Origin of the sequence: Candidatus Atelocyanobacterium thalassa isolate ALOHA (assembly GCF_000025125.1) — a bacterium.
Taxonomy (GTDB): domain Bacteria; phylum Cyanobacteriota; class Cyanobacteriia; order Cyanobacteriales; family Microcystaceae; genus Atelocyanobacterium; species Atelocyanobacterium thalassae.
In genome coordinates this window covers 486,726-501,356 of the sequence record NC_013771.1, presented here as the reverse complement: position 1 = coordinate 501,356, position 14,631 = coordinate 486,726, and the positions used below count along the sequence as shown (strand labels likewise).

Here is a 14,631-nt window from a genome sequence, read left to right as displayed (position 1 = left end):
AGCTTTTCTATTGGTAATTTTTTGATATATTAGAGACGGTACATTTTAAAATGGAAAAATTACATCAGAAGTTTTATGGCTAAAAAAAGCATGATCGAACGAGAAAAAAAAAGAAGAACGTCTGATTCAGAAATATGCTGAGAAAAGAGCCTCTTTGAAAGAAGCTTTTCATAATGCAGAAAATTATGAGGAGAAAATTGAAATTCACCGCCAAATTCAACGTCTTCCTCGAAATAGTGCTCCTACACGTCATCGGAACCGCTGTTGGCTTACTGGCCGTCCAAGAGGATACTATAGAGACTTTGGCTTATCGCGTAACGTTTTAAGAGAATGGGCTCATGAAGGACTATTACCTGGAGTTGTTAAATCTAGTTGGTAATCCTTAGATAAAAATAAGGGTATAAGAAAATATACCCTCTAAATCTTTAGTAGATATTACATCATACTTAAATCTGTCGTTAATCTAGCAAAGTAAAAGTTTAAAGAAACTTATATTCAATTAATGATTAAATCATTCTTCAAATAGTATTTATTATTGAATAATATTATTAATCGTTTTAATACAGTATATCGTCTCATAGAGTTTTCCTTACAAATAGAAAACTCTTATTCATCATATGCTAGAAATCAAATATGAAAGTATACGATGAAGCTTATTAACAACTTAGAGCTAATTATAAAGGGATACACTCAAGGGTATTTTTTAATGGGTGATGAGTTTAAAGTATTGAATTGGTATTCAAGCTATCAAAGAACTTTAATCCCTTTAGATGAGCGTTTTCGATATCCTAAGTCTTTACAACGTATCTTGAATCAAGAGCAATTTTCAATTTCAATTAATAAAAAATTTTTAGAAGTTTGTCAAGGTTGTGCGGAAAGAGAAACTACTTGGATAACTCCTGAATTAATTCAAATCTATTACCAATTGCACTTAAATGGTTTTGCTCATAGTTTTGAGACTTGGCAGGGGGATCAATTAGCTGGAGGAATTTTAGGAATTGCGATTGGAAGCGCTTTTATAGGAGAATCAATGTTCTACCGTATACCAAATGGTTCCAAAGTGGCGATGGTTAAATTAGTAGAGCATTTAAGATCTGTAAAATTCACATTATTTGATGTTCAATTACAGAATAATCACTTAGAAAGATTTGGCTCGTATGTGATAAATAATAATGAATATAAAAGGCTTTTATGCGAAGCATTGAATAATACTTGCTTTTTTATTAATTAAGTTAACGGCAAGTGTCAAGATTGAATATCTTGTATATTTTTTATTTTTTAGATAAACAGGACTACTATTACAATAATTGATATCATTTCCTAATTCTTTTAAAAAGATTAATATTTTTAACTGACTTATTAAAAGTTAGTTTTATATTGAATAGCAAATTCATCAATACTTTTATAGATGTTTTATAAACATGTGCAAATAGTCGTATTTATATATGTTTATAAATATACTACTTTACTTAGTTATAATACGTAAGAGATTAAAAATTAAATTCAGATTATTTTGTATTTTTCTTCTTTTATTGATGCTTTATATCCCTTTTGCTTTCCTATCTTTCTAATTATTTCTTATTTAATCACTGTACTTGCAATAGCTGAATTTTTAAAACATTCTTGGAATATAAGAACGGAAATTACTAGAAAAATTGTCCATATTGCTTCTGGTAATGTAATTTTAATTGCATGGAAATCACAACTACCTGCATGGATATTAATAATAGGTTCTGTAATATCTATGATATTAGTTCTAACCTCTTATGTTTCTTCTCTTTTTCCTAGTATAAATGACATAAAAAGAATAAGTTTTGGAACATTGTTCTATGCATGTAGCATTGGTATTTTAAGTTATTTCTTCTGGCATCAAAAAGAAATCCAGTATGTAGTTATCGGTATTCTAACAATGACCTGGGGTGATGGTATGGCAGCCGTTATTGGACAAAAATTTGGGAAACATACTTACCAGATATTAAATGTTAACAAAAGTTGGGAAGGATCTCTTGCAATGATGGGGGTAAGCTTTGTTGTTTGTAGTATAGTCCTCTTTTTTGTAGGGGAGCCGTCTTCAAAAATTTTCACAATATCTCTAATCACTTCCATAGTTGCCACAGTACTCGAAATATTTTCCAGCTTTGGGATTGATAACTTAACGGTTCCCCTAGGTAGTGCATATATATCTTTTTATTTAACTAATTTATAGATTTGGTTATTGTTTAGTAAGCTAAAAACGATAAAATTTTCTTAGATAGCTATTGTTATTTACAAAAGATTGTGTTATGTTTGTGAATGTTACAAAAGTAATAGGGTCGCTAGCTCAGCGGTAGAGCACTCGGCTTTTAACCGAATGGTCTTGGGTTCGAATCCCAGGCGACCCATTATATTTCCTAATTATTGTTAAATCAGCCTTAAGTTCCTAAAAGTCTTACAACTACCTTCTGTAATTTCGGATCACTTTCAACCAGTTTCCCGATTTTATTAAATTGGGAAACTTCTAACCCTGCATTTTTTATAGCTTCTCGTTTCTTTAAACGATCTTCTTCATTAATTTTTTTAATGATATTGAGGGTTTCTTCAAACTTAGTTTGTTTTTCTATATTAGGGCTGAGTTTGTTTTTTTCTTGTTGCCCAATTTTCATAAATTCTTCTGGAGACATTTCCATCTTTTCCATAACTTTCAGTATTTCTAGTTGAGTTGTTTTATCAATTATTTGTAAGCTTTTAATAGCTACAGTGAATTTTTTTAGCTGTTCATCCTTAATAACAACACTGTCATCAATCTCTGTAGAAGAAGATTGAGCAATTATTTTCGGCGAATACTTTAAAGTAAATAGTTGCAAAAAAATCATGCAGATAATTAAGACACCTTTTCTTTGTAATAATGTTCGTTTAACCATGTTTTATTTCTTTATGATGTATTTTTTTATTATTAAAATGGTTTTCAAAAAAAATGATAAGGTTATTATTTTTTTGGAATATCCATAATAATCTTTTTGTTTTATTTAATAATACTTTGAGAGATGTAAATAAATAATTTTTAATGTATGTAAAGAAACTATAAATTATTTACGGTTTCAATAACATAAAAAACAATTCTTACATTACTAACAATATTAGTGCAAGAATTGTTTAACCAAAGACAGTTACTTAAAATCGACGGAAAATTTATATTTCCTAACATTATTCCAACTCTAGCATCAAAGCTATAAAAAGACTTAAACCAATATTTATGTAATCATAAATATTGAAGAAAGATTAAACTTTCTTAATAGTTTTAATTAATAAACAAAAATTGTTACAATAGTTTACGGAATAATTCCTATAATTTCGTGGGATAGATCTTATGCTCCATTCAATTCTTTTTCTAGAGAACTTGAATTTTAAAATAGCTAAAATAAACATATACTCTAATCATCCCTTTAAAGAAAGTAAAGAAGATTTAGATAATTATATCGAGAAAAACTACCGGTATAATCCAGAAGCAATCAATAAATATTATCGCAAACACATCTTTAAGGTTGCTAAACGATTGATTCTTCTTCTTTCTTCCTTTTCATCTTTTACCTTTAAATTATGGTGGGGCAGATTAATAGGCAAAAATATTAAAGAAGATATTAATCAGGCGATTCATTTAAGAGAAATTTTAACTAAATTAGGTCCAACTTATATTAAGATTGGCCAGGCTTTGTCCACTCGACCTGACTTAGTTCCTCCAGTTTATTTAAATGAGTTAACTTGTTTACAGGATAAACTGCCATCTTTTCCTGATGAAATAGCTTATCGTTTCATCAAGGAAGAATTAGGCCATAGTGCTCAATCAATTTATCAAGAGCTATCAGATACACCTATAGCTGCTGCTTCATTAGGCCAAGTATATAAAGGAAAATTAGCAACAGGAGAGCTAGTTGCGATTAAAGTACAAAGACCCGGACTACTTCACTGCATTACACTAGATATTTATATTCTTCGACATATTTCTCATTGGTTACAGAATCATTTCTCTTTTATTCATTCTGATTTAGTAGCTATTACGGATGAATTGGCTGAACGTATTTTTGAAGAGATTGATTATGTTAAAGAAGGAAATAATGCTGAAGAATTTGCTAGGCATTATAGTCATTTACCAGAGATCTATGTTCCTAAAATTCATTGGAAGTATACGGCCAGAAGGGTGTTGACAATGGAATGGATTGAAGGAACAAAATTAACTCATATAGAAGAAATTCAGGCTCAAGGAATTGAAGCAACACATTTAGTAGAGATAGGCGTTCATTGTTCTTTGTGTCAGTTGCTCGAATATGGTCTTTTTCATGCAGATCCTCATCCTGGTAATTTACTAGCAATGAAAGACGGTAAATTAGCTTATCTTGATTTTGGAATGATGAGTCGTATTGAGAGTTATCAAAGATATGGTTTTATAGAAGCAGTTGTTCACTTAGTCAATAGAGATTTTGATGCTTTAGCTCATGATTATGTAAAATTAGGTTTTTTGGAGCCTGAAGTAGATTTAACTCCCATCACAATTGCTTTAAAAGAAATATTTAGTAATGCTTTAGGTTCAAGTGTAGCTGAATTGAACTTCAAGAACATTACTGATCAGATGTCAAATATAATGTATGACTTTCCTTTTAAAGTTCCTGCTTATTATGCATTAATTTTAAGATCAATGGTAACCCTTGAAGGTATAGCGATTGGAATTGATCCTAACTTCAAAGTATTGAGTAAAGCATATTCATATGTTGCTAAACGTCTATTAACTGATTCTTCACCTGAATTAAGAATATCTTTGAAAGATTTATTATTTAAAGACGGAAATCTACGTTGGAATAGGTTAGAGAGTCTAATGATAAATGCACAAAATTTTCAAAGCGATGATATTGAACTAGTATTTGACCAAATTGCAGATTTTATTTTTTCTCCACAAGGAGAATTTATTCGAGAACGATTAATTCATGAAATAATTGATTCTGTAGATATTCTCAGTCATCGAATCTGGTTTGATTTATCTATGATAATCCGTAAACAGATAGGTCTAACAAGGCAAAATAGTGTTCAGCAATTAAAAAATGACGATAGTTTAAAGCATTTAAAAAATATTCTGATAATCTTAAATGATTTACCTGATTTTAAAGCTATACATGTGTCTTCTTTATTAATTAAACTACTAAAAAAACAAGAGACTAAACGAATAGGAGCAGAAATTATTGATGGATTTGCACAGAAAACTATGGCTCGCTTAGTTCGTAATTTTTTATCAGGAATAAATCAATCTAAATAGTTAAAGACTTTTAGAACAATTACTTAATCATTCAAATTTACCGTACGAATTAATAGCTTATGTATAAGCATTTTATGATGATATTTCTTATTATTTGAAATAACCTTTATAGAATTATTGCTCTGGAGTTAGATAGTAGTAACTAAAAAATTAATAATTTTTTTACTAATTCTTTATATGACAAGCTTGTTGAGAATTATCTTTGTTAGAGAAACTAATCTTATTAAAATCATGATAATCTACTACTAAACTATTTTACAATTTTTGCTCTAAAAAGTTGCCAAAATAGTTTTTTCATACTTCAAGAACCTTTAGTATACTATTTATAACTCTGTTACTATTTAACCAGTTATGACATTTTAAAAATTTCTATTGTCAAATTTCTAGTTTCTTAAGCTTAGATTATGAAGTCCAATTTTAAGAATGAATTGATTAACACTTAATTAAGTTTATATCTGAATAATATTAATCTATATTTTTCATTCAAGTGGTTTAATCAATTTAGTTTCGATGATAATTATTTGAGATTTATATATAAATAACTGAAGTCCAATAAAATTAATTCGCTTATACTCTTATTAATTATGACTAATAACAATATTCCTCCTCAAAATATCGAAGCTGAAGAGTCTATTCTAGGCGGAATCTTACTCGATCCTGAAGCTATGGGAAGAATTGTAGACCTAATAACTCCAGAATCGTTTTATGTAAGAGCACATCAAGAAATTTATGAAGCTGCCTTAAAGTTACATAGTCAAGGAAAGCCTACTGACTTTTTAACAGTTAAAAGTGTTTTAGAAGATCATTTATTATTAGAGAAAATAGGTGGAATTGATAAATTAACTCAATTGCTTGATAGAACAGTCTCTGCCGTTAACATTGATCGTTATGCGGCATTAATTATGGATAAGTACTTACGTCGTCAACTAATTAGTTCTGGCCATGAGATTGTCTCTTTAGGATTTGAAACGACTAGAGATTTAGAAATAGTTTTAGATGAATCAGAAAAAAAAATATTTGGTTTAACTCAAAAAAGGCCACAAGGAGGACTAGTTCCAATTTCGGATACAATTATCCAAACTTTTAATGAATTAGAAAAATTACATAATCAGACGGCTCTTCCTGGAATAGAGACAGGATTTTATGACTTAGATGCTATGACAGGGGGGTTGCAACGTTCAGATCTTATTATCATTGCCGGAAGACCATCAATGGGGAAAACTGCTTTTGGATTAGGACTAGTAGCACATATTGCTAAAAATTTTAATTTACCAGTAGCAATATTTAGCCTAGAAATGTCAAAAGAACAACTTTCTATGAGGTTATTAGCATCGGAAGCAGAAATTGAAAGTAATCGCTTGCGATCAGGAAGATTTGTACAAGATGACTACAGTACAATTAGTACTGCAATAGGTACTTTATCTAACCTACCAATTTATATTGACGATTCTGCAAATGTTACAGTTATGCAGGTACGTTCTCAAGTACGTCGATTATTGGCAGAAAAAAAAGGAGACTTTGGATTAGTTCTAATTGACTATTTACAATTAATGGAAGGAGCAGAGAAAGATAATCGAGTTCAAGAATTATCAAAAATGACTCGCTCTTTAAAAGGATTAGCACGTGAGATAAAAGCTCCTGTTATCGCGCTATCACAGTTAAGCAGGGGCGTTGAAGCCAGAAACAATAAGCGTCCCATGATGTCAGATTTACGGGAAAGTGGCTCTATTGAACAAGATGCTGATTTAATTATGATGTTATACCGAGATGAGTATTATAATCCTGAAACAATAGATAAAGGAGTTACTGAACTTATCTTAACGAAACATCGTAACGGCCCTACTGGAACTGTTAAATTACTTTTCCAGGCAGAATTAACTAAATTTTTAAATATGCAAGCAAATTCTAATTACTTTTAATACTCAATATTGTTATTCTGAGAAACATTAACTATTAGAGCTTATTTTTTAATCCTAAATGTATTATTAATCTTGTACAAATTAAATTTAAAAGAAAATGAAGGGAATTTATGATTTATATATATCAGTTTATTATATTTATTTGTGAGCCTTGATGGGTCTTGCTAATTTCTATACGATGTTGAAAAGCTTCTTGAAACTGGGGCATATGTGTAACTATTAATATACAAGAAAAATCGGAAGCGATGCTGTTGATTGCTCCAATTAGACGCTCGCAACCTTCAGTATCTTGAGTACCAAAGCCTTCGTCAATTATCAACATTTGCAATGATGCGCCTGCTCTTTGCGCTAGTAACTTAGCTAGAGCCAGACGTACAGAAAAATTTATTCTAAAAGCTTCTCCTCCTGAATATGTTTCATATACACGAGTACCCTCTGTATCAGCAATTAAAATATCTAAAGTATCAATCAATTTCGTCGATTTTTTGCGAATAGTGATGCCTTTTCCTAATTTTTGAGTAATAAATTGGATGTGCAGCTCATTTCCTGTCAAACGCGTCAGAATTTTATTTGTTTCTGCTTCTAATTGAGGCAATACATTCTCAATCATTAGTAGCTGAATACCATTTTTACTAAAAGCTTTGGTTAGTTCTAGATGTATACGGTACTGTCTACAAGTATTGTTATATGATGCTTGTAATTCTCTTTTTTCGTTTTGTAATATTTTAAATTCAGATATTGCTTGCTCAGATCTACCTTGTTTCCCAAACAACTTATCTAAATTCTGTCGTTGTATTTTAAGAGTTGTTGTTAGTTTAACTATTTCTTTATCATAGTTTATTGTAATGCTAAGCTTGTCGGATAAGCGATTTATAATTTTAACAATATTATTTTGTTCTTCATAGTTATTCCTTAATTTATCCTCTGTAAATTTTAAATATTTTTGTAATAAGGGATAAGACTTTTTCGCATTTTGTAGTTTTTCATAAGTAATAACACATTGTTGAGAACTACGAATGGAATTAGAAATCTGCTCGTGAGCAGATTTATCGTAATTCAAGGTTTTAATTCTTTTTTCTACTAGATTAATTCTTTTTTTTAATCTTGAAATGTTGTTTAGTTTTTCTTCTTGTTTTCCTAATTGATTAATTTGTTGAACTAAATCAGATTTTTGCTGAGAGATTTGATCTTGTCTATAAATTAAATCATTAACTTTAGAGTTTTTAATATCAGCCCAACGCCATTCGTCAACTTTATTTCTTACTAATATATGATTTTCTTCTGTATAGTTAAGTTCTGCTAATTTTTTTTCAATATTCTTCAACCTATTTTGTAAAGTTAAATCAAAAGATTCAGATTTAATTGTTTTTTCAACTCTTATTTTTTCTTTTATTACAGAATTTAACTTATCTTTTATCTCTCCTGACCTATTTAGTTGCGTTTCGATTTGACAAAATCTCTGTTGTATTTTGTTCAAATACTGTAGTTTCTCAGCTAAAAAATTTTCCTTAAAAATAAATAGATTAATATTTTCTTCAAGAATATCAACTTTCTCTTGTACTTTATATATTTGCTTTTGAATGTTTTTATATTGTCTCGCTATCTTTTTAATAACATCATGACGTCGATTCCTATCTAGTTTTTGTTCACATAAAGGACAGTTAGAATGATAGATATTTAATTCATGTATTTTTTGCTGTAACTTATCTATCTCCTTTATATTATTTTGCTTATCAATAAACAATTTACCTTGAACAATTTTCTTTTCTTGAATTTTATCTTTTATTTGTTTATGGTGTCCTTTTTCATCCTCTAAATCATGAATATCATCATTCAAACTACATAATATTTTCCGTTTTTGAAGAATCGTACCTAATTCTTTTAAATAATTGACTTCTGATATGTATAGTTGCCCTAACCTTGCTTCAAAATCTATTTGAATCTTTAAAGTTTGATTTGTTAATTCCTGTTTTTCCTTAAATAGTGGGGAAACCTTGCAACGTAATTTATCTAATCTTTTTAACTCTTGATTATAAAAATCAAATGTCTTCAAAGCTGACTTTAAATCCTCAGCATTATTTAAGAAATTTTTCAATTCTTTTTCTTCTTTTTCTAATTGTTCTAAACCAATTTTCTGCTGATGAATTTTTAATTGTAATTTATTGTCTTCATCTAATAGTTGCTTCTCCAAATCTTGCTTTTTTTTATGAAATTCTTGGAAGATATTGAATTGGTTAGCTAAATTTTCTTCTTGGTTACGAAAAAAAAGAAGTTTCTTGTACTTTCTAGAAACTTTTATCCCTTGATTAATTAAATTTCCGTAACTATAAATTTTTCTACTTAATTCTTCTTTTTCTTGCCTAAATTTAAATATTTCTTGTTGCAGGTTTTTAAGCCGCTCTTGATTCCAGAGTAATTTATCTAGCCAACTTTTACGATCACTATCTTCTTGTTTAATAAATTGAAATACTTTCTCATTTTTATTCTGCAAAATGTTTAATACTTCAATATTTTCTTGAATCATTTTTTGCTGAATTCTAATACTTTTTTCTTTAATTAATCTTTTCTTGTTTGCTTCAATATTTAATTTTATTTGTTCAGATTTCCCTTTATATTGACGTGCTAATTCTTTAGCTTTAATAGATAAATTTTCATAATGATCAAGTTTTAAAAGATCTGCAAGAACTTTTTTTCTCTCTGTAGGACGACGTAGCATAAACTCGTCTGCCCTACCTTGTCTTAGATAAGCTGAGTTAATGAAGGTCTCGTAATCTAACTTTAAAGTAGAAATAATAGATTCTTGAGTTGCCTTAACTCCTTTTCTACTTAAAGGAGTAAATCCTTCAGAACTCTTTATTTGAAAATCTAGAGAATTTGTTCTGTTTCGTTGACGACTACGAATAATACGATAAACTTCTTGATAACAAATAAATACAAAATCAGTTCTTACATAGTCTGCGCTTGCGTGAATAACATCTTCATCGCTACTTGTCCTACCCTGACCCCAAACTGTCCAAGCTATTGCTTCTAATAAAGAAGATTTACCTGCACCATTAGCGCCGCAGATACAGACAGTGTGCAACCCTTGAAAGTCAAGAGTTACATCTTGATAACTTAAAAAATTTTTAAGTGTTAATTTCAAAGGAATCATTATGCTTGTTTAATAATTAAAAATAATTTAACAAATTTAGAAAGATTACAATATTTTCAATAATCGGAGCAGGAAGCATTTCTCCTCGAAAGTCTAATAGCTGAACGATAACGAGGTAAGCTACTGCTAGCAATATGGAAATTAATCCAGTAACGATAGCTAATACTTTACTTTTATTCATTATTGGCTTTCTCTAACTCAAAAGTCAGGTCGAATATTCTATAGTTAATCTTAATATAGTACCTTAGCAAGATTTTTGTTCATAGAATTTTTAGTAATACTACTTTAAATATAGGTTATCCAATTTTTTATCAGTAATTAGTATATCGACATATATAAAATATCTATAAAAGCAAAATAATTATTTATCCTCTTAAAATAATTCTCCATGGCTAATTATGCTTTTGTTGCAATCAGTTTTTGCAATACATTAATCATAATTATCATCAATTGTTGTGGATATAAATCATTGCTTATAATAGACCAAACTCTTTGAACTTCTTCAATGTGCAATTTATCATCTTCTGTTAGGGCTAATAATAATTTATGCCTTAGATATTGTCCTTCATCCGAGAACAAATACTGTAAACCTAATTGTGCAGTCGGTAACAAATTAAACTTTTCTTCGGAAGAAGCTATAGCAAGCATATTTTCTAATCTACTCCATTGGAACTTATTATCTTTTATTAAGATTTCTGACAGTCTATTTCTTAACTGAGAAGTTCCTCCTGCTAAAAGTTGCATGGCTACATATGGGTAGGCAATTTCAACAAGTTTAAAATTCGGATCTAAGCTTAAAGCTAATCCTTCCTGCGTGATTAATGATCTAATAATGAGAGCAAATTTAGCTGGGAGACGAAAAGGATATTTATGAACTAATTTTGAAAAATCATCAGTAATTGTTTTAAAGTTAAAATCATTGACGTTTTTGGTAATAGCATTACCTAAAATCTTCTCAAGGGCAGGTATTATTGGCTTAATATCTGTATCTGGAGTCAGAAATCCAAGCTTTACGAAATCCTTAGCTAAAGCATCATAGTCTTCGTTTATAAGTTGAACTACTGAATCAGCTATAATCTCTTTTGTAGAGTTGTCTAACTGATCCATCATGCCAAAATCGATAAACGCCATACGACCATCATGAGTAGCAAATAAATTTCCAGGATGGGGGTCTGCATGAAAGAAACCATGTTCTAATAATTGTTTTAGACCTGATATGACTCCAATTTTTACAATAGAGTATGGATCTAATCCTGCATTTTTAATTTGCTCAGTATTCGTTAACTTATACCCTTGAATCCATTCGAGAGTTAATATTCGATCACTACTAAGAGCCCAATAAATTTTAGGAACTTTTACATCAGCATCATCTTGAAAATTAGATGCAAACTTTTCAGCATTTTTTCCTTCATTAACATAATCTATTTCTTCAAGAAGCTTGCTTCCAAATTCATCAACGATCAATGTTAAGTCATGTTTTAGATTAAGAGGTAAAAATCTAGATAATTTAGAAGCTACCAAGCGCATTAGGAAAAGATCACAAGTTAATATAGATTCTAGATTAGCTCTTTGAACTTTTACTGCTACCTCTTCTCCTGTATATAAAATAGCCCTATATACTTGGCCTAAGCTTGCTGCTGCAACAGGGTTAGGTGAAATTTCTTTATAAGCCTTATCAATCTTGACTTTCAATGATTTTTCTATGATTGAAAAAGCTATTTTATTATCAAAAGAAGGTAATTGATCTTGAAGTTTTACTAATTCATCTAAAAAATCTGGATGAATTAAATCTGGCCGAGTAGATAAAGCTTGTCCTACTTTAATGAATGTTGGCCCTAAATTAGTAAGAATTTGCCGTAATTGAATAGAACGTTTCTTTTTACTATTTTTTTTATGAGTAAATTTATCCCATTGAATATTAATAAAGAACCAACCAAAAGACCATACTATAGAGATTGTTCTTTTAATTACCCGCCAAGGACGGCTGCGATAATACAGTGCAATCTCATGAGCATCATATTTTTTTTGTCTTCTAATCTCTAAATTTAAGTTATGTAATTTTGCTGTTTGCCAAGTCACAAATTTTTACTAATGCCTCTAAAACACAAATAACAAGAATAATCTTGGTTGAAAATAATTCTAAAGTCTTATACATGTAGGTATTACACCAATAATTATGACTTATTTATTTTCTTTTCGCAATATTTCTTAATCATAGATATATACAATTTTATTATGATTAAAGTTGAGAGTATATTTTTTCTTACCTAATTGAATATAAAAATACTAAAAATAACATAACAAATGATATTTTTTTATAGTAAATCTTTAAAAGAAAGCATCTAGTGATTAATTTTTTAAACTATTATTTATTAGTTCTGCTAACTTTTCTGCACTGTCTTTAGTTGTTAGTTTTGACATTTCATATGCCATTTCTTTTTAGCTTTGTTGGATCTTTTATTAGGTCTAACACAGCAATTTTTAATTGCTCTCTTGTTAATTTTTTTTGTTCATAACAATAAGCAGCTTTAGCTTTGACAAAAAAATCTGCATTATAAAATTGATGGTTTTCTGCAGCAAAAGGATAAGGAATTAAAATTGCAGGTGTATGAGTAGCAGCTAATTCTGCTAATGTTCCCGAACCAGCACGACTAATCGCTAAATTTGCTCTTTGCAAAAGCGCAGCCATATTGCTATGGAAAGGTAGTGTAATATATTGAGTATGATTAATAGTTTTAACTTTCGTATCATTGTTTCCCGTTAAATGAACAACATATGCACCTGAGTTGATCCAATCTAAAGCACATTGACGTACTAAGTTGTTAATTGAGACTGCTCCCTGGGATCCACCAATCACAATTATTAGAAATGCTTTTTCTGGAATATTCAAATCTAAATATTGAGAAATACTAAATTGTTCTCTAATAGGTGTTCCTAAATAGGTGGTAGTAGCCCATGGTAAATATTTTTCTGTTTCTTTAAATCCTAAAGCCGTAACATGACAAAAATAACTTAGTAATTTTGTTGTTTTTCCTGGAATGTAATTAGACTCGTGTAATATCACAGGAATTCCTAATATGTAAGCAGCTAAAGTAACAGCACCAGAAATATATCCTCCGGTAGTAAAAATAACATCAATCTTTTTTTCTTTGAGTAATTTTCTGATCCAGAAGACTGATTGGAGTAATCTAAATAAAATTTTTATATTTTTCAGAATAGATCTGGTTTGAAATCCCTCAACAGGTATTGTATGTAAAGGATATAAATCATTTACTAGACTTTGTTCTAAGCGATTAGATGTGCCTAGCCAGTGAACATCATAATTAGGTAATTTTTTTGCTACTGCTAAAGCAGGAAAAACATGACCTCCGGTACCACTTGCAGCTATAAGTAAACGTATCATAAAAATAAAAATTCGCTATAATTTAGATTGGATTCTGTACTATTAATCGGAATGCCCTAATATGAATAAACGTATGATTTATCAACGTTGGTTCCTCTCTATCATACTTGGTTGCGGATTAAGCTTAGGAAGATATATGCCAGTTTATGCAGTAAAGACCAATGATATTCCAATGGAACTTCAAGAATTTATTGCAAAAGTTGATGATGCAGCTAATTCAAAAAATTTAAAATCTGTAAAATCTTTTTATGGTGATCAGTATATAACAACTGATGGATTAACATTAAATAAACTTGCTGAAGGAATTAGTAAATTATGGATAGAGTATCCTAATTTAAGATATCAAACAAAAATATTATCTTGGGAAAAAAAAGATAAAAGTTGGTTGGTAAAAACTTTAACGAAAATTTCAGGGAACAGTATAAGTAATGGAAGAGAAATTAGATTAGAGTCAACAATAAAATCTTACCAATCTCTTCAAAAAAATAAGATAGTCGAACAAGAAATTTTAAGTGAAATAACAAAATTAACTACTGGGAAACAACCACCAACCGTGATTGTTAATTTACCAACAACTGTAAAAATTGGAGAAACATTTGACTTTGATGTTATTCTTAGCGAGCCTTTAGGTGATAATCTTCTGGCTGGAATGGCGATCTCAGGAGAAGTTGATACTAATAATTATTTAAACCCTCCTAAAATGCCATTAAAATTGTTGAAATCTGGGGGTCTATTTAAAAGAATATCTATAAAGGATAATCTTCAAGATCATTGGCTATCCTCTATCCTGGTTAGAAACGATGGCATTACTATGATTACTCAACGCGTAAAAGTTATTCCATAAAATAATTAAATCTTATTCAATAAGAGCTGTTTT

Annotated in this window: 9 protein-coding genes, 1 tRNA gene and 2 pseudogenes; 7 read left to right on the top strand and 5 right to left on the bottom strand. The window is 29.5% G+C overall.

All coding sequences use genetic code 11. From position 1 onward, the window contains the following. Window positions 1-75 precede the first annotated feature (75 nt). The 4 genes and pseudogenes from rpsN to UCYN_RS02095 all read left to right on the top strand — a co-directional run bounded on the left by rpsN (window position 76) and on the right by UCYN_RS02095 (window position 2,381). Window positions 76-379: pseudogene (rpsN, locus tag UCYN_RS02110) on the top strand (30S ribosomal protein S14). A gap of 267 nt (window positions 380-646) precedes the next feature. Then, complete coding sequence (gene aat, locus UCYN_RS02105; RefSeq protein WP_012953851.1) at window positions 647-1,231, top strand: leucyl/phenylalanyl-tRNA--protein transferase; 585 nt, start codon at window positions 647-649, stop codon at window positions 1,229-1,231. Window positions 1,232-1,513: 282 nt separating this feature from the next. Then, window positions 1,514-2,206 (top strand): diacylglycerol/polyprenol kinase family protein, encoded by a 693-nt coding sequence (locus tag UCYN_RS02100; protein ID WP_012953850.1) that lies wholly within the window; start codon window positions 1,514-1,516, stop codon window positions 2,204-2,206. 103 nt (window positions 2,207-2,309) lie between these two features. Beyond that, a tRNA-Lys gene (locus UCYN_RS02095) sits at window positions 2,310-2,381 on the top strand. Window positions 2,382-2,411: 30 nt separating this feature from the next. Here the strand turns inward: UCYN_RS02095 and UCYN_RS02090 are convergent. Continuing rightward, window positions 2,412-2,900 (bottom strand): DUF4168 domain-containing protein, encoded by a 489-nt coding sequence (locus tag UCYN_RS02090; RefSeq protein WP_012953849.1) that lies wholly within the window; start codon window positions 2,898-2,900, stop codon window positions 2,412-2,414. Between the two features lie 446 nt (window positions 2,901-3,346). Between UCYN_RS02090 and UCYN_RS02085 the strand changes: the two genes are divergently transcribed. Together UCYN_RS02085 and dnaB are read left to right on the top strand one after the other, a co-directional pair. Continuing rightward, window positions 3,347-5,281: an ABC1 kinase family protein gene (locus tag UCYN_RS02085; RefSeq protein WP_012953848.1), complete on the top strand. Its 1,935-nt coding sequence runs from the start codon at window positions 3,347-3,349 to the stop codon at window positions 5,279-5,281. A gap of 584 nt (window positions 5,282-5,865) precedes the next feature. Next, window positions 5,866-7,200 (top strand): replicative DNA helicase, encoded by a 1,335-nt coding sequence (dnaB, locus tag UCYN_RS02080; RefSeq protein ID WP_012953847.1) that lies wholly within the window; start codon window positions 5,866-5,868, stop codon window positions 7,198-7,200. A 124-nt stretch (window positions 7,201-7,324) separates the two neighbouring features. On the opposite strand, the gene UCYN_RS02075 is transcribed toward dnaB, so the two are convergent. The 4 genes and pseudogenes from UCYN_RS02075 to murG form a co-directional block, all read right to left on the bottom strand. Beyond that, entirely contained in the window at window positions 7,325-10,351 is a 3,027-nt protein-coding gene (locus UCYN_RS02075; protein WP_012953846.1) for an AAA family ATPase, read from the bottom strand. 16 nt (window positions 10,352-10,367) lie between these two features. Further along, complete coding sequence (locus UCYN_RS06190; protein ID WP_012953845.1) at window positions 10,368-10,532, bottom strand: hypothetical protein; 165 nt, start codon at window positions 10,530-10,532, stop codon at window positions 10,368-10,370. A 215-nt stretch (window positions 10,533-10,747) separates the two neighbouring features. Then, entirely contained in the window at window positions 10,748-12,430 is a 1,683-nt protein-coding gene (locus UCYN_RS02070) for an ABC1 kinase family protein (protein ID WP_012953844.1), read from the bottom strand. A gap of 270 nt (window positions 12,431-12,700) precedes the next feature. Next, window positions 12,701-13,754 (bottom strand): annotated as a pseudogene (murG, locus tag UCYN_RS02065) (undecaprenyldiphospho-muramoylpentapeptide beta-N-acetylglucosaminyltransferase). A gap of 61 nt (window positions 13,755-13,815) precedes the next feature. On the opposite strand from murG, the gene UCYN_RS02060 reads away from it, so the two are divergent. After that, a complete protein-coding gene (locus UCYN_RS02060; RefSeq protein WP_012953841.1) occupies window positions 13,816-14,598 on the top strand; it encodes a DUF8623 domain-containing protein in 783 nt (260 codons plus the stop codon). Window positions 14,599-14,631: the final 33 nt, after the last annotated feature.